Source organism: Chryseobacterium phosphatilyticum (assembly GCF_002899825.2).
GTDB classification, from domain to species: Bacteria; Bacteroidota; Bacteroidia; order Flavobacteriales; family Weeksellaceae; genus Chryseobacterium; species Chryseobacterium phosphatilyticum.
The window spans coordinates 350,342-366,289 of sequence record NZ_PPED02000004.1 but is presented as its reverse complement, the minus strand read 5'-3'; the positions used below and the strand labels follow the sequence as shown (position 1 = coordinate 366,289).

Below are 15,948 nucleotides of genomic sequence, written 5' to 3'. Positions count from 1 at the left end.
AATTTTTATTGAAATAAGGCTGCTGTTTCATTAACGAGGAACTTTACCTGATCCGGCCTTCCTCTGTCATTTTTAGGACTGTTGGCATAGCTTCCCGTTCTTACAATAACCATATTGTATTCCGGAACCATAATGATATATTGTCCTTGTAATCCTAGGAAGTAGTAATGTTTGATCGGGTTATCATTATTAATCCAAAGGCCCATTCCGTAGATGTTTTCAGATTTCTCTGTGGGAGTTCTCATTTGTTCAATAAAATCAGAATTAAGGAGTTGTTTATCACCTACTTTGCCATTGTCAAGGAACAACTGTCCTAATTTTGCAAAATCTCTGGCATTGGAATGAATACAGCAATAGGTTTTTTCCATTCCGTAATCGTCGGTACTCCATTTAGCATTTTGCTCCATTCCCAGAGGAATCCAGAATTTTTCTGACAGATAGCTTGCTAATGGTTTATGGAGTGCTTTTTTTAGGGCAAAACCAAGAAGCTGGGTAGAACCGCTTTGGTATTCAAATCTCGTTCCCGGCTCTTCCTTAAATTTTCTTGAAAATACTGCTTTTACAAGACTTTTACCATAATAAGCTTTGGCATTGGGAAGAAAAGGATTATTATAATTTTCATCCCAGTCAAGTCCGGATTCCATTTGTGCAAGATTTTTAAGACTTACATTATTTCCAAAGACCTTCTCATTAAACTCGGAATAAAAGGTGGAAAGCTTATCCTCAATATTTTTAATGATTCCTTCCTCCAGAGCTTTTCCAAGGAGCATTACGGTTATTGCTTTTGCCATAGAAAAAGAATTGGTCTGTGATAATTGATTATAGCCATCCCAATATTGCTCGTGAAGGATTTTTCCATTTCTGATGACCACAAAGGCAGCTGTTCTGGAAAGTTTCAAGTTTTCAACTAAATGTTCCGGTAGTTCCTTTTTATTGTATTCAGGGTCCTCTATCCATAGTATGGGTTCCTCTGTAGCAATGGGATTACTGGGAAAAAGCCCCCCGTCGTCAATGTAAGCTCCTGATTTTCCTTTAAGATAAGTTTTGGAAATACCACTGAAAAGGTAGTCATATCCCAGAAAATAAGCTGCTGTTGCTCCGGCTACAGCACCGCCTATCATATATTTTAATAGTCTCATATTTTGTGAATCGGTCTCTGACAAATGTAAATAATTTGAATTTAAAAATAGTAAAATAAGGTATAAGCTCAGTAAATAAAAAAAGCCCTGAACAAATAGTTCAAGGCTTAGTATTTCAAATGATAGGATTACTTGTTGTATTCGTAAATATAGGTATGAGTATTGATTCCGAATGAAGAACTTGTATACTTCATCACAGTCTTTGTAGGATAAGCAGAATTATTAAATGTGTGATCAGCATTCGATTTGTTATTTCCGCTAACCGTTCCTGAATAATTTTCACTTCGGCTTATTAAATTATTATATGCCAATTCGCCATCGCCCAGATAAAACAAATCAATTTTGATATAACCTTTTACATTTTTCATTGGATGGTTAGAATTGTCGTAGGTATTGGCTGCATTATAAGTTGTTCCATTATAAGTGTAGCTTGTGGAAGCGATATTTCCACTATTGGTAAGATATGCATCTACATCAGCAAATTGAATATTTGAATGAGTTCCTGTTGACGGACTATAGGTAGACCCTTTATACTCATTAAACTTAACGTGAGTATTACTCAGATACTGATAGTTTTTGGTATAAACCAGCGTACCATTATCTTTTCGGGTTACTTTTTCAGCAGAAACCTTTCCGTTGGTGTAAGTGAACTCTCTCATTTGTCTCATGGTGGCTCCCTTATACTCCTCGGTTTTTATAATATCGTCACCATTGTAAGTATACACCGTCTTTTCATTGTCTGTACTGCTGTAAGATTCAACGATCTTATCGCCGTTATATTTGAATTCTAAAGTATAAGTTTGTCCGTCCTGTGTAGTTTCTGTAAGTTTCTTTAGCAGATAAGGAGTATTATTACTATTATTATCGTTATTGTTGTCTGAGGAGTCATCATTGGATGAGCTACAGCTTGCGATCACTGCCATGGCGAGTGATGAAATAATTAATTTCTTCATGGTTATTATTTTTAGTTTAAAATCGTTCAAAAATAATAATTTCTCCAATATATTTGTCAAAAGTTTATGAAAATTAAAAAAGCCCTGAACAATCAGGGCTTTTCTATTATATTTTTGAAAGTAAATTTCTGAAGTTGGTCTTCTCATCAATGATTCTTCTCAATTCTGAAACCGGGACTCTTTCCTGTTGCATCGTATCTCTGTCTCTGATGGTCACCGTATGATCCGTTAATGAATCGTGATCTACCGTGATACAATAAGGAGTACCGATCGCATCCTGTCTTCTGTAACGTTTTCCGATCGCATCTTTTTCCTCGTAGAATAAGTTGAAATCATATTTCAGGTCATTGAAGATTTTCTCTGCATACTCTGCTAAACCATCTCTCTTCATTAACGGAAGAATGGCTGCCTTAATTGGCGCTAACGCCGGAGGTAAGGATAAAACAGTTCTTTCTGAACCATCTTCCAATACTTCGTCTTTTAAGCAGTGAGAGAAGATAGAAAGGAATAATCTGTCTAGCCCTACAGAAGTTTCCACGACATAAGGAACATAGTTTTCATTTCTTTCAGGATCGAAGAACTGAAGTTTTCTTCCTGAGAATTTTTCGTGAGCTTTCAAATCGAAATCTGTTCTTGAATGAATACCTTCCAGTTCCTTGAATCCAAATGGGAAGTTAAACTCAATATCAGCAGCAGCATTGGCGTAGTGAGCCAGTTTCTCATGATCATGGAACCTGTAATTTTCATTACCTAATCCTAAGGCCATGTGCCAGTTCAGACGTTTTTGTTTCCACTGCTCGTAAAATTCAAGTTCCGTACCCGGAGCTACGAAAAACTGCATTTCCATCTGTTCGAATTCACGCATTCTGAAGATAAACTGTCTTGCAACAATCTCATTCCTGAATGCTTTTCCAATCTGTGCAATACCGAAAGGAAGTCTGTGGCGAGAAGTTTTTTGTACATTTAAAAAGTTAACGAAGATACCCTGTGCAGTCTCCGGTCTTAAATAAAGATCCATGGCACTATCTGCAGAAGCTCCAAGCTTAGTTCCAAACATTAAGTTGAATTGTCTTACCTCAGTCCAGTTTTTAGAACCGGTATCAGGATCAGCAATTTCAAGTTCTTCAATCAAAGCCTTTACATCAGCAAGATCTTCATTTTCCAATGATTTTGCCAGTCTTGTAAGAATAGCCTCTCTTTTTGCTCTGTATTCCAAAACTTTTGGATTTGTAGCTTCAAATTGAGCCTTATCGAAAGATTCGCCAAATCTTTTGGCGGCTTTTTCAATTTCTTTATTTTCTTTATCTTCAATCTTGGCACAATAATCTTCCACCAAAACGTCTGCTCTGAAACGTTTCTTAGAATCTTTATTATCAATTAACGGATCATTGAAAGCGTCTACGTGGCCCGATGCCTTCCATGTCGTTGGGTGCATAAGGATCGCCGAATCAATACCTACAATATTTTCGTTAAGCTGTACCATAGCTTTCCACCAGTATTGTTTGATATTGTTTTTAAGTTCAGCCCCGTTCTGTCCATAATCATAAACAGCGGATAAACCATCATAGATCTCACTTGAAGGGAAAATAAAACCATATTCTTTAGCGTGAGAAATCACTTTCTTGAAAACATCTTCTTGCTTTGCCATAATTTTTTTATGTCTGATGTGCAAAAATAATGTTTTTTATTGGGAAAATATTAATATCGGTAAGATCCTACGTTAGATATGCTCATGAGAAAGCATCCTCCTGCACCAATAATAAATAAAATACCCGCAATTATAAACAGCAATATCTTTCCTGTTCTATAGGTTTTTAAGGGAACAAAAATAATATTGACAATCATTATAATGACAGAAATCACAGTCAATTTCACAAAAAAACCAAAGTAGTCTACCATATTTTTTAATTAAGAAAATACCTTCTTCTAAGATAAAAATTTTATTTGAAGTGTGATGTTCATATAAGGAGCCGGGAACCTGCTTTCGCTACTCGCTTTTTCTGGATTCTGGCGGCGGCAGAGCCGCCGCCAGAATCCAGAAAAGAGCTCAGACATGCCGCTCAATCAGGGCTATTGATATCCACAAGACCCAACAGATTTCAAAAATATTTTAGATTCAGAATAAATCCGGTTTATGAAATCTTGAAGGTTTTCTTACTGAAATAAAAATCAGTAGAAAAATCTCTATTTTTGTCCCATGTTAGAAATTCTTTATCGCGATGAACATATTATTGCGATTAACAAACCCAGCGGACTATTGGTGCATAAATCTTTTTATGCCGGAGAAGCCGATACCTATGCTATTCAGGAACTGAGAAAACAAATCGGGCAAAAAGTGTATCCTGTGCATCGTTTAGACCGCAAAACATCGGGGGTCTTGTTGTTTACCTTAGATAAAGATACGCTTAGAATAATGAGCGACCGTTTTGCTACCCGGGAAGTGGAAAAAAAGTATATTGCCATTCTGCGCGGTTGGGCGAAAGAAGAAGAAACCATTGATTATGATCTGGTTAATGAAAATGAAGTTAAGCAAAATGCCATTACCTATTATCGACTTTTACAAAAATCAGAAATTGATTTACCTTTTTTAAAACATCAGACTTCAAGATATTGTTTAGTGGAAGCTATTCCTGAAACGGGACGGTTTCATCAGTTGAGAAAGCATTTTAAACATATCCTGCATCCTATTTTAGGTTGCCGCAAACATGGCTGCAATAAGCAGAATAAATTGTGGCTCCAGACATTTGGCATTAACAAAATGACACTTCACGCCCATCAATTGATTTTTAATCATCCTGTTTCTAACGAAAGAATTACGGTAAATGGCACTGTAGATGAAGAGTTTAAAAGAGTAGGAGATCTTTTGAATTTTGATTTGAGTGCCTATTCTTAACTGTATATATAATTTTTTTAACGGTATGAACGCAAAGTACTTTAAATAAATGACTGTTGTTTTTCGATCGCAGCGGCACTTCGTTCAGCAATGAGACGTATTCTTTGCTAAATGAAATGCCTTTGCAAACAAAAATGTTTTCAGGTAATATCATCATCCTTTGCGAACATAGCGTTAAAAAGTATTTATCTGGTTTTAACAATTATGCAAAATGTTATCTCTTGTATAGATACTATATATAAAACATTTTGATAAAAAATCATACATTAATCAACGATTAATTTTAAAATGAGTATTTTTGTAAAACTTTTTTTCAATGTACAAATCGCTCATTCGTCCTATTCTTTTTAAATTCGACCCCGAAGATGTTCATCACTTTACATTTTCGATGCTAAAGAACTTTGGATTTCTCACTAAATTATTTTTCCCGAAACCCATTGAAGACAAGCGTCTGGAAAGAGAAGTTTTTGGATTAAAATTCAAAAACCCAGTGGGACTGGCAGCCGGCTTTGATAAAAATGCAGTTTTGTTTAACGAATTGGGAGATCTAGGTTTCGGATTTGTAGAAATCGGAACGGTAACCCCAAGAGCTCAGAAAGGGAATCCCCGGAAAAGGTTATTCCGATTGATCGAAGACGGAGGGATTATCAACAGAATGGGATTCAACAACGACGGCCTTGAAGCGGCCATTGAAAAGCTGAAAGACAACAAAGGAAAAATAATCATTGGAGGCAACATCGGAAAAAATACTGATACAAGTCCTGAAAACTATACCCAGGATTATCTGGACTGTTTTGAAGGTCTTCATCCTCATGTCGATTATTTTGTACTGAACGTAAGTTGTCCGAATGTTGGGAGCCACGCTAAACTTGAAGATGTCGACTATCTTCGTGAGCTGATCACGGAAGTAAAGAAAATTAATCAGTCAAAATCTGTACAAAAACCAATATTACTAAAAATTGCCCCGGATCTTAATAACAGCCAATTGGATGAAATTGTTGAGCTGATTGCGGAGACAAAAATAGACGGAGTAATTGTTTCCAATACCTCAGTAAACAGAGAAGGATTGAAAACTTCTCCTGAAATACTGGAACAAATAGGAAACGGTGGATTAAGCGGAAAACCTATTCGTGAGAGAAGTACAAAAATGATCAAATACCTTTCTGAAAGAAGTAACAGAGCATTTCCTATCATTGGAGTTGGAGGAATTCATTCCGCAAAAGATGCAATGGAAAAGCTGGATGCGGGAGCAAGTCTGGTTCAATTGTACACCGGATTTATTTACGAAGGCCCGGAACTGATCAATGAAATCAATCAGGAGATTCTGAAAAGAGCAAGCAGATTGCCGAGATAAAATATACAAAAGAGAGCTGTTAAAACTCTCTTTTTTGTTTTTATATTTCTCTTACTTTGATCTGGTAATAGATGAGTTTTTTATATCTACATTCAATGTATAACCAGGAGAAGAGGCTGACTTTGGAATTTTAAACTGAAGTATGTCAGGATCTTTGGTTTTTACCTTTTGGGTTTCAAATATACCCTCCCGGCAACTTTCCGTAAGAAATTGCTCATAGTGTTTATAGTTCCAGTCTTTGGTAAAATATAATACCCGATATCCTTTTTCTCCGTCACTGGCACCGCACATCCCGCAGAAATTAAAATTGGAAACTTCTTCAAAATAGAGCAGAATTCTGTTTCCCTTTTCTCCGGATGAGTAGGACACTAATATATTGCCTCCTGCTTTATTAATGAAATCATAGGTGTTGATCTTTTTACTGTCAGGTAATGTGATATAATTGTTGTAACGGTAAATCATATCATTACCGGTAAAAAGTTTTGCAGCTGAAGTCTTTTTGTTCAGATAGAAATGACCTGAAATTATATTTTCTTTAATGTTGGGACGGTCAAATATAATTGATTCCTGAGGAATGAGTTTTTGCGCTATTTCATTGGTGTTTTCTACTTTCTGTCGTGAAGTGATCTGATCTTTAAGTGTCTTAGAGTTTTGTTTATGCTTAGTCCCGAAGTTGTATAATGAAAGGTTACCATAAAAATCATAGATTCCGGTCAAGGGTATTTTTTTCTGATACTTATCGTAGCAGTACCATCCGTCTACATAATGCTGATACTGATCACAATCAACGATTCCTGTATAATTAAGCTGAATGGTAATGGGAGCTCCTGCAATTTCTCCTTTGAAGGTCTGGGAAAAATCTGTCACTGATTTGAGTTCAACTTTTTGACCCGAATAAAAGACAAAAAATCCAAGGAAGAAGAGGCTACATATTTTTTTCATGGTTAATGATTAGTTTTAAATAAAGAAGTGGGAAACGGTATAGATCAGTAATCCGACCAAACCTCCCACCAGTGTTCCGTTTACACGGATAAACTGAAGATCTTTTCCAACTTCTAACTCGAGTTTTTCACTCAATTCTTTTCCTTGCCAGTTTCCAACGGTAGTACTGATGAGGTTTCCAAACTGATGGGTGTTTTTGAGTATATATTTGTAAGCGGTTACCCGAACCCAGTGATCAATTTTGTTTTGAAGATTTTCGTCTGTTTTTAAATTTTGTGAAAACTCGTTCAGGTTTTTAGAAAGATATCCTTTCAAGGCAGAATGTTCTTCCTGAAGTTCTTTCATCAACGTTTTTTTGATGGAAACCCAGATGTCATTGGAATATTCATCCAGCTTATCGTTTTTCAGAAGCCCGTTTTTAATCGTTTTAAATTCATCGTCCCATTTGGGATCCTCCTTAAGATCAATAGAAAATTCGTGAATTTTTTGAGTAATCAATGTTCTCACTTCGTGTTGAGGATCTTCTTCAATTTCTTTAAAAAATTCCGAAAGCCCATCTGCAATTTTATCTGCAATTTTATTATCTACAAACGATGGAATGAAAGTATAGCTTCCTTTTTTTACACGATCTTTGATCATCTCATCATTGTCAATGATATACTCTTTAATCTGTTTGGACAGATTGGTAATCATTCGCTGGTGATCTTTTTTCTCAAGAATATAATGGATGCCATTGCCCACGATTTGGTTGAGTTTAATATTGTCAGTCATTTCTGTGACCTTATTACTGATGAATTGGCTCACTGTAGAATCGTCCAGCTTATTGAGAATATCCAGCACAATATCTGAAAGGTTTCTGATCAGAATCTCCTGATTTTTTCCCTTACTCAACCATTCTCCGACAAAATTGGAGACCTTAATTTTCTGAATGTATGGACGAATATTTTGTGGTGACAGAAAGTTGCTGACTACAAAGCTTCCCAGATTATCTCCAAGCTTTTGTTTGCTGTTTTCGATCAAATTGGTATGAGGAATGGGAAGTCCTAAAGGATGACGGAATAAAGCTGTTACTGCAAACCAATCGGCCAGTGCTCCCACCATAGCTGCCTCTGCAAAAGCGCGTACGTAGCCAATCCAATGAGAATTATTAGACTTCTGTAAAATAGTGGTAATAATGAAAATAACAGCCATTAAGACAAACAATCCTGTGGCAAATGCTTTGTATTTTCTGAGCTGTTTTCTTTTTGCTTCGTCATTCATATTCTCAAATTTACTAAATTTGGCTGTCAAACCATTTACTATTTAAACCATAAAAGTTCTGTTACTTTATAGTTAAGATACAAGAAATTAAAATCTATCATGAAATTTTTAATTTCAATCACCATATTAATTGTTCTGCAATCATGTACGCAGAAATATCAACCCGTTAAAACCCCTCTTATGGAAAATACAGAAGCAAAAAACAATCCATATTATTCTAGAACCGACACGACCAAACTGAACGTTTCCAATGAAGAATGGAAAAAAATACTGGCTCCGGATCTCTATGCTATATCCAGAGAAGCTGCAACAGAAAGAGCTTTTACCGGGAAATACAATGAATTTGATGAGGTAGGAGAGTACTATTGTGCCGTTTGTGGAAATCATTTGTTCCGTTCTACTTCGAAATTTTCAAGCAGCTGTGGATGGCCTAGCTTCTTTGAAGCAGACAAAGAAGGTACTTATTATAAAAGAGATGTATCCTACGGTATGGAAAGAGTAGAGGTCCTTTGCAAAAGATGTGATTCCCATTTGGGACATGTTTTTGATGACGGCCCAAAACCTACAGGACTGCGATATTGTATGAATTCCATAAGCCTGGAATTTGTTGCGGACTCACAAAAATAATAGCCTTTAATTCACAGAATCAGGACGTTAAAGTTTCTTAAATAGCGTTAAACTTTTTGGAGTTATAACGTCCTGGTATATATGTTTTTATAATTTTGCCCCACTAATTTTGAATTAACATATTATTGAATGAAAGGATTTTACGGCGTAATAGGCCTGGTGTACATGGTTACGACATCATTCTACATTTCCCCAAAAATGGCAGTAAAGAATGAAAATGTCAATACAACAAAAACAGAAAGAGTTATTGAAATGACATCTGAGAAGCATACAAGTAATGCTGTATCTTCATCAGAAGCACTGTACCAATCAATTGCATTTGACCCTGAACATGAATTAAATTATGAGGTTTTCTCAAAAGCATTAACAGGATTTGAAAATTTAAAAAAAGCGGGATTACTTACTCAGGATTCGCATTTATTAACGATTTGTGATTTTTCTATGTCTTCCAATACAAAAAGACTTTGGATTATAGATCTTGATGATAAGAAAGTTTTATTCAACTCGTTAGTTGCCCACGGAAAAAATACAGGTGAAGAATTTGCGACGAATTTTTCTAACAGGGAAAGTTCGCTGCAGAGCAGCCTTGGATTTTATATCACCGATGCAACGTATCAGGGAGATAACGGATATTCGTTAAGACTATTGGGAATGGATAAAGGATTTAATGATGCTGCCTACAGAAGAGCTATTGTACTACATGGAGCTAATTATGTAAGCGACGATTTTGCAAGCATGCACAAAAGAATCGGAAGAAGTTGGGGATGTCCTGCAGTACCAAAAGAACTGACACAACCCATTATTAATACCATCAAAGGAAGAAACTGTCTTTTCATTTATTATCCTGATCAGAACTATCTTTCCTCATCGGAATGGTTAAAAGCATAAGATATAAGCAGTCAGATTTGACTGCTTTTTTATTTTTGAATACATTTATTATTCGAAATATCATCAAAACTTAACAGCAATTATCCCTGGAGGTATGAATACAGAATATAAGAATGATCAGTATGCAGATGCAACACAAAAGATAGCGACTGGGTTTGTTCCAGCTATAAGATTAATGAGTAATCTTGATGGGTCTTGTACCTTCGAAAAAGGAAAAATACCCACTTTAGCTCACATTGGGGTAAATGTATTCTGGGTGAGTAATCAAACGGAAGAATGGGAGAAGAATATACATGTTGCTCCAAGAAAACAATATGTAATTACAATTCAAGGAACTGTCAGATTCAAAGTTACTGGTGGTTCAACGTTTGTGATAGAACCGGGCATTATTCTTTTAGCAGAAGATACTAAAGGAGAAGGACACAGCTGGGATATAGTAAATGGTACAGAGTGGGTTAGACTCTACATTCCAATGGTAGATAATGCTGAGGATCTTTTCATTCCCGATGACGGCATGTTTTAGGTTATTTATTTTTATGTTACATCTTTCGTAAATTACAGACGTTTTGCAGATGATTGTGTCATCAGATACAGAATAAAATCTGCATTATTTGCTCGATCAGTGAGAGTAATAAAAAAATCCCTGCATGGCAATACAGGGATTACAATTATTTTTTTATCTCAGATTAGCTGAACTTTTTGAAAACTATAGTGGCGTTATGCCCTCCAAAGCCAAAAGCATTACTTAATGCAAAATTGATTTCTTTTTCCTTTGCCTCGCCAAAGACAATATTAATCTCCTGAGGAATATTCTCATCAATCTTGTGAAGATTGATGGTCGGAGGAATAATGCCCTGCTGAATAGCTTTTATGGAAAGGATCGCTTCGATTGCTCCTGCAGCTCCCAGCAAATGCCCGGTCATAGACTTTGTAGCACTGATGTCTAAGTTCTTGCTTCCTTTAAACGCTTTATTAATGGCCTTCAGCTCAACTAAATCTCCAAGCGGCGTAGAAGTCGCATGTGGATTGATATAATCGATATCTTCCATATTGGCGCCTGCTTCTTTTACTGCCAGCTGCATTGCTTTAATCGCTCCAACTCCTTCCGGATGAGGTGCTGTCATATGATGAGCATCGGCAGTCATTGCAGCTCCTGCTAATTCAGCATAGATTGTGGCTCCTCTTGCAATAGCGTGCTCATATTCTTCAAGAACCAAAGCTCCCGCTCCTTCACCCATCACGAAACCGTCTCTGTCTGCGTCATAAGGACGGCTGGCCGTTTTGAAATCATCATTTCTGGTAGACATTGCTTTCATAATAGAGAATCCTCCAATAGAAGCCGGTGTAATAGCCGCCTCAGAACCACCGCTGATGATTACTTTTGCTTTTCCTAAACGAATATAATTGAAGGCATCCATTAAAGCCGTATTTCCTGTAGCACAAGCAGAAATCGTGGTATAATTGATTCCCTGCAGTCCATATTTCATAGAAATCATACCGGAAGCCATATTGGCAATGAATTTTGGAACGAAAAACGGATTGAAACGCGGTGTTCCGTCTCCCTGTGCAAAATCCATCACTTCTTTTTCGAAAGTCCACATTCCTCCCTGTCCTGTACCCCAGATTACTCCGGTGTCGAAAGGATCCATATTTTCGAGATCCAGACCGGAATCTTTTATAGCTTCTGCTGAAGCATACATGGCATATTGTGAAAAAAGATCACTTCTTTTTATTTCGTTATGAGTAAGGTGAACTTTTGGATCGAAGCCTTTTACCTCGCAGGCGAAATTAACTTTAAATTTTTCTGAATCAAAATGGGTAATTAATCCTGCTCCGCTGACTCCGTTTATGCTGTTTTGCCAAAAATCTTCGACATTATTTCCCATAGGCGTCAACGCACCTAATCCTGTAATGACAACTCTTTTCATACTTAGTTATTAATGTTAAATAGATTAATCTTTATGGGCTAAACAAGTAGTACCCCATGCTCTATTTTTGCTTTTCGACTGCAATATTATCATTTTTCTATCGTTGCAAACAAATAATTAACAGTATTATTTGTAGCATAGCAAAAAAATGGGCTGCAGGAAAGACTTTTATGGATATAATATTTATTTTTCTAAAATCATCGTAACTCCCTGTCCACGGGCTGCGCAGATCGAAATAAATCCTTTCCCGCTTCCTTTTTCATGAAGTAGTTTTGCCAATGTTGCAATGATCCTTCCTCCGGTTGCTGCAAACGGATGGGCTGCGGCAAGACTTCCGCCCTTTACATTCAGTTTATTCCTGTCAATTTTTCCCAATGCTTTTTCTAATCCGAATTTTTTAGCCAGTTCATCATTTTCCCAGATTTTCATCGTAGCCAGTGTTTGTGCGGCAAAGGCTTCATGAATTTCATAATAATCAAAATCTTCAAGATTAATGCCCGATTTTCTAAGCATTCTGTCTGCCGCAAAAACAGGAGCTAACAGTAGATTCTGCTTATTTTCAACATATTCTATTCCTGCAATTTCCGAAAAAGTAATATAAGCCAAAACCGGCAGATCATTGGCTTTTGCCCACTCTTCACTAGCAAGTAAAACTGCTGAAGCGCCATCAGTAAAAGGAGTAGAGTTTCCTGCTGTTAATGTTCCATTTTGTTTGTCGAATGCAGGTTTCAACTGGGAGAGCTTTTCTAAACTGGTATCGCGGCGCAGATTATTATCTTTATCCAAGCCAAAAGCAGGACTAATCATATCATCAAAAAAACCTTCGTCATATGCTCTGGCCATATTTTGATGACTTTTGAATGCCAAATCATCCTGCTCTTCTCTGGAAATCTGATAGTATTTTGCTGTGATTTCAGTATGTTCACCCATTACCAAACCTGTTTTGGGCTCTTGCCCTTTATAAGGAACAGGGATCCACTCTTTAAGTTTCGGACTTAGCAATTGTTTTAATTTTCCGAATACTGATTTTTCTTTATTGGCTTTTAATAGAGCTTTTCTTAGTTTTGGTGAAGATTCAAAAGGGATATTGCTCATGGCTTCTACACCACAGGCGATACCGCTCTCTATCTGACCCAAAGCTATTTTATTTCCAATATAAATGGCTGCCTCAATACCCGTATCACAGGCCTGTTGAAGATCACAAGCCGGAGTCGCAGGGTCCAGAGACGTATTCATGACAGATTCTCTGATGAGGTTGCTTTCTGAAATATGTTTGATGACGGCACCACCCGCAACTTCACCAAGAAGTTTACCTTTAAGTCGGTAACGATCTATTAGTCCATTAAGGGCAGCAAGGAGAAGATCCTGATTTCCCTGGTCGGTATAGGCTGTATTCATTCTGGCAAACGGGATTCTGTTGTACCCTACAATAGCCACTTTTTTTGTTTCCATATCGTGAAATTTATGATGGAAGAATCGTTAGTTCGTGATCAATCATGTCGGCAATTTTGTCTAAAGCCTGATTCAGGTAATTTTGATGCCCCGTCGTTTTTGAAAGCAGAATTCCGCCCTCAATAAGCATGACGAAAAGAGAGGCATATTCTTCTGCATTTGCTTTTTCATTCATTTCTCTTTTTTTTTGGCCTTCCACAATGACAGATGATATTTTTGTCATCCATATATCAAATGAATTCTTAACCTGTTTTTTTAAAGCCGGAAAAGAATCATCTGCCTCTGTGGCAGCATTCATTAAAGGGCAGCCTCCGTTTGAAAAAACAACCGGCCAGTTTTTTCTGTAGAAATCCACAAAAGCATGAAGCTTTTCTCCGGAAGTAGGAAATTCATTTCCAAAGGATCGGTTGATGGTCCTACTCAGCAGTTCTGCATTGTATTTGTAAACCTCAATAGCAACTTCATCTTTGTTTTCGAAATTTCCGTATATACTTCCTTTTGTCAATCCGGTTGCCTGCGTGATATCTGAAAGAGAGGTAGAGATATACCCCTTTGTATTAAAAAGGGTTGCTGTTTTCTCAATGATGAGTTGTTTTGTTTTTTCTGCCTTAGACATTTAAGTATTCAATTCTGATACAAATATACAACAAAATATACCAAACGGTATATTTTGTATTGAAATTAAATCTGAATCCCATAAAGGACCCAGATTTAGGAGTTTATGAATTTTTATTGTTCTAAAGTCGCATTCAAGGTAATCTCAAAATTGAAAGCTGCACTTACAGGACATCCTTCCTCAGCAATTTTCGCAAATTTCTGAAATTCTTCTTCAGAAATTCCTGGAACTTTTGCCGTTAAAGTCAGTTCTGATTTTGTGATTTTTCCAATATTAGGATCAAGGGTAATCACGGAAGTGGTTTTTAATTCTTCAGGGTTGTAACCTGCCTGAGAAAGCTCCGCATCAAGTTTCATAGTAAAACATCCTGCGTGAGCCGCTGCCAGTAATTCTTCAGGATTGGTTCCCACACCATCTGCAAAACGACTGTTGAAAGAATACTGAGTTTGGTTTAAAGTGGTACTTTGAGTTGTTAAATGACCTTTACCTTCTTTGATAGTACCGTTCCAAACGGCTGTTGCGTTACGTCTCATAATATTTGTTTTGGTTAATATCGACTTTGATAATACAATATGTCCGGAAAGAAATGTCAATTTTATATTCCGGATTTTAAAGATACAAAAAAGCTTAATTTTAGGGATATTAAATTATAAAAACCTGTTCTCCTGAAAAGATAAAAGGTAAGATTCCTTTGAAAAAAATAGAAAAAGATATCTTTGGATTGATATTATTTTATCAATTTTACAAAGATTTGTAAGTTACCCGTTTTAATATAATGATTTCCAAAACTTCTGCATGAGTGAATTAGAAAATATTTTAAGAGAAATAACTCCACTTTCTCCTGAAGACAGTTTTCTTGTATTTGACAGGATCAAAGCCTCATTTGATTTCCCTTATCATTATCATCCCGAAATTGAGATTAATTTTATTTATAAAGGAAAAGGGTATCGCAGAATGGTAGGAGATCATACCGGAGAAATCGGGAATATAGAACTGGTACTGGTTGGCCCCAATCTTCCGCACTGCTGGGCAAATTACAAGTGTAAAAACAGGAAAACCCACGAGATTACAGTGCAATTCAATCAGGATTTTTTCAGCCAGTCTCTGATGCAAAAAAACATTCTGAAACCGATCAACAATCTCATGAAAGAGTCCATTCGCGGAATATTATTTTCAACGGAAACTGCAGAAAAACTAAAAGATTCTTTTCTCAATCTTTCGAAAATGAACAGTTTTGAGTCATTCATCGAAATTATGAAGATTCTTAATGAGCTTGCGGTAGCAGAAGATAAAACGCTTTTATCATCTTACAGCATCGAGCTTGAAACGTTTGGTGACCATGATAAAATGAAGATTGTCCACGATTTTGTTCATAAAAACTTTGAGAATAAAATAACACTTGATGATGTTGCTTCTTTGGTGAATATGAGTAATGTAACGTTTAATAGATTTATCAAGAAAAGGATTGGTAAAACATTTGTCAATTATCTCAATGAGGTTAGAATCAGTTATGCGGCCCGATGGCTGATGGAAAAAAATCTAACGGTTTTCGAAATTGCTTTTGAGGCAGGCTTCAACAATATTGCCAATTTTAATAAAGTATTTAAATCCATTAAAAAAACAACGCCTACGGAATTCAGAGAACAGTTTAAGGGGGTGAAGAAGATCGAATAAAAATTCAGGTTAATAAAATAATATCATACAAAGATCCGGTTTCCAATATCGGATCTTTTTTATGAGAAAAAGTAAAATAATTCCTCTTTAACAGGGGTGTTTTTGATGGCTGTATGTTGTTGTAAATCACTGATTTGTGAGTGTGTTTTTCAATTATATGAAAGAATAATATCGTTTTATGACAAAATAGTATTATATCGGACTGGCAACAAAATTTAGATT

General features: G+C 36.3%; 15 protein-coding genes. 6 read left to right on the top strand and 9 right to left on the bottom strand.

The window, feature by feature from the left end; all coding sequences use genetic code 11:
• Positions 1-5: 5 nt before the first annotated feature.
• The 3 genes from C1631_RS17340 to C1631_RS17330 form a co-directional block, all read right to left on the bottom strand.
• Positions 6-1,139, bottom strand: coding sequence for a serine hydrolase domain-containing protein (locus C1631_RS17340; protein WP_103246636.1), 1,134 nt, complete (start codon positions 1,137-1,139; stop codon positions 6-8).
• 128 nt (positions 1,140-1,267) lie between these two features.
• Positions 1,268-2,092, bottom strand: a complete 825-nt coding sequence (locus C1631_RS17335) for a hypothetical protein (RefSeq protein ID WP_123966724.1) — start codon at positions 2,090-2,092, stop codon at positions 1,268-1,270.
• A gap of 106 nt (positions 2,093-2,198) precedes the next feature.
• Positions 2,199-3,740 carry a glycine--tRNA ligase gene (locus C1631_RS17330; RefSeq protein WP_103246634.1) on the bottom strand — a complete coding sequence of 514 codons (1,542 nt, stop codon included), beginning with the start codon at positions 3,738-3,740 and terminating at the stop codon, positions 2,199-2,201.
• 549 nt (positions 3,741-4,289) lie between these two features.
• Here C1631_RS17330 and C1631_RS17320 point away from each other — a divergent pair.
• Both C1631_RS17320 and C1631_RS17315 read left to right on the top strand, forming a co-directional pair.
• On the top strand, positions 4,290-4,985 hold the full coding sequence (locus tag C1631_RS17320) for a pseudouridine synthase (protein ID WP_103246632.1): 696 nt from the start codon (positions 4,290-4,292) through the stop codon (positions 4,983-4,985).
• A gap of 316 nt (positions 4,986-5,301) precedes the next feature.
• Positions 5,302-6,339 (top strand): quinone-dependent dihydroorotate dehydrogenase, encoded by a 1,038-nt coding sequence (locus tag C1631_RS17315; protein ID WP_103246631.1) that lies wholly within the window; start codon positions 5,302-5,304, stop codon positions 6,337-6,339.
• Positions 6,340-6,390: 51 nt separating this feature from the next.
• On the opposite strand, the gene C1631_RS17310 is transcribed toward C1631_RS17315, so the two are convergent.
• The gene (locus C1631_RS17310) at positions 6,391-7,281 is read right to left on the bottom strand and encodes a hypothetical protein (RefSeq protein WP_103246630.1); all 891 of its coding nucleotides are present in this window, start codon (positions 7,279-7,281) and stop codon (positions 6,391-6,393) included.
• A 15-nt stretch (positions 7,282-7,296) separates the two neighbouring features.
• A complete protein-coding gene (locus tag C1631_RS17305) occupies positions 7,297-8,541 on the bottom strand; it encodes a DUF445 domain-containing protein (protein WP_109713547.1) in 1,245 nt (414 codons plus the stop codon).
• Between the two features lie 180 nt (positions 8,542-8,721).
• Here C1631_RS17305 and msrB point away from each other — a divergent pair, with 180 nt between their 5' ends.
• The 3 genes from msrB (at position 8,722) to C1631_RS17290 (ending at position 10,579) form a co-directional block, all read left to right on the top strand.
• The gene (gene msrB / locus C1631_RS17300) at positions 8,722-9,168 is read left to right on the top strand and encodes a peptide-methionine (R)-S-oxide reductase MsrB (RefSeq protein ID WP_228441314.1); all 447 of its coding nucleotides are present in this window, start codon (positions 8,722-8,724) and stop codon (positions 9,166-9,168) included.
• A 129-nt stretch (positions 9,169-9,297) separates the two neighbouring features.
• The gene (locus C1631_RS17295) at positions 9,298-10,056 is read left to right on the top strand and encodes a murein L,D-transpeptidase catalytic domain family protein (RefSeq protein WP_103246627.1); all 759 of its coding nucleotides are present in this window, start codon (positions 9,298-9,300) and stop codon (positions 10,054-10,056) included.
• A 175-nt stretch (positions 10,057-10,231) separates the two neighbouring features.
• On the top strand, positions 10,232-10,579 hold the full coding sequence (locus tag C1631_RS17290) for a cupin domain-containing protein (RefSeq protein ID WP_228441311.1): 348 nt from the start codon (positions 10,232-10,234) through the stop codon (positions 10,577-10,579).
• A gap of 163 nt (positions 10,580-10,742) precedes the next feature.
• Here C1631_RS17290 and fabF read toward each other — a convergent pair whose 3' ends face one another.
• From fabF to C1631_RS17270, 4 genes are all read right to left on the bottom strand, one after another.
• A complete protein-coding gene (fabF, locus tag C1631_RS17285) occupies positions 10,743-11,984 on the bottom strand; it encodes a beta-ketoacyl-ACP synthase II (RefSeq protein WP_103246625.1) in 1,242 nt (413 codons plus the stop codon).
• Between the two features lie 183 nt (positions 11,985-12,167).
• Complete coding sequence (locus tag C1631_RS17280) at positions 12,168-13,436, bottom strand: acetyl-CoA C-acetyltransferase (protein ID WP_109713545.1); 1,269 nt, start codon at positions 13,434-13,436, stop codon at positions 12,168-12,170.
• 10 nt (positions 13,437-13,446) lie between these two features.
• Positions 13,447-14,052 (bottom strand): TetR/AcrR family transcriptional regulator, encoded by a 606-nt coding sequence (locus C1631_RS17275; protein WP_109713543.1) that lies wholly within the window; start codon positions 14,050-14,052, stop codon positions 13,447-13,449.
• 113 nt (positions 14,053-14,165) lie between these two features.
• Positions 14,166-14,585 carry an OsmC family protein gene (locus C1631_RS17270; RefSeq protein WP_077413428.1) on the bottom strand — a complete coding sequence of 140 codons (420 nt, stop codon included), beginning with the start codon at positions 14,583-14,585 and terminating at the stop codon, positions 14,166-14,168.
• A 262-nt stretch (positions 14,586-14,847) separates the two neighbouring features.
• Here C1631_RS17270 and C1631_RS17265 point away from each other — a divergent pair, with 262 nt between their 5' ends.
• On the top strand, positions 14,848-15,726 hold the full coding sequence (locus C1631_RS17265) for an AraC family transcriptional regulator (RefSeq protein WP_103247000.1): 879 nt from the start codon (positions 14,848-14,850) through the stop codon (positions 15,724-15,726).
• Positions 15,727-15,948: the final 222 nt, after the last annotated feature.

Excerpts from the sequence above, each read along its gene's own strand:
- C1631_RS17340 (WP_103246636.1), bottom strand. The coding sequence starts at position 1,139 with ATGAGACTATTAAAATATATGATAGGCGGTGCTGTAGCCGGAGCAACA.
- C1631_RS17335 (WP_123966724.1), bottom strand. The coding sequence starts at position 2,092 with ATGAAGAAATTAATTATTTCATCACTCGCCATGGCAGTGATCGCAAGC.
- C1631_RS17330 (WP_103246634.1), bottom strand. The coding sequence starts at position 3,740 with ATGGCAAAGCAAGAAGATGTTTTCAAGAAAGTGATTTCTCACGCTAAA.
- C1631_RS17320 (WP_103246632.1), top strand. The coding sequence starts at position 4,290 with ATGTTAGAAATTCTTTATCGCGATGAACATATTATTGCGATTAACAAA.
- C1631_RS17315 (WP_103246631.1), top strand. The coding sequence starts at position 5,302 with ATGTACAAATCGCTCATTCGTCCTATTCTTTTTAAATTCGACCCCGAA.
- C1631_RS17310 (WP_103246630.1), bottom strand. The coding sequence starts at position 7,281 with ATGAAAAAAATATGTAGCCTCTTCTTCCTTGGATTTTTTGTCTTTTAT.
- C1631_RS17305 (WP_109713547.1), bottom strand. The coding sequence starts at position 8,541 with ATGAATGACGAAGCAAAAAGAAAACAGCTCAGAAAATACAAAGCATTT.
- msrB (WP_228441314.1), top strand. The coding sequence starts at position 8,722 with ATGGAAAATACAGAAGCAAAAAACAATCCATATTATTCTAGAACCGAC.
- C1631_RS17295 (WP_103246627.1), top strand. The coding sequence starts at position 9,298 with ATGAAAGGATTTTACGGCGTAATAGGCCTGGTGTACATGGTTACGACA.
- C1631_RS17290 (WP_228441311.1), top strand. The coding sequence starts at position 10,232 with ATGAGTAATCTTGATGGGTCTTGTACCTTCGAAAAAGGAAAAATACCC.
- fabF (WP_103246625.1), bottom strand. The coding sequence starts at position 11,984 with ATGAAAAGAGTTGTCATTACAGGATTAGGTGCGTTGACGCCTATGGGA.
- C1631_RS17280 (WP_109713545.1), bottom strand. The coding sequence starts at position 13,436 with ATGGAAACAAAAAAAGTGGCTATTGTAGGGTACAACAGAATCCCGTTT.
- C1631_RS17275 (WP_109713543.1), bottom strand. The coding sequence starts at position 14,052 with ATGTCTAAGGCAGAAAAAACAAAACAACTCATCATTGAGAAAACAGCA.
- C1631_RS17270 (WP_077413428.1), bottom strand. The coding sequence starts at position 14,585 with ATGAGACGTAACGCAACAGCCGTTTGGAACGGTACTATCAAAGAAGGT.
- C1631_RS17265 (WP_103247000.1), top strand. The coding sequence starts at position 14,848 with ATGAGTGAATTAGAAAATATTTTAAGAGAAATAACTCCACTTTCTCCT.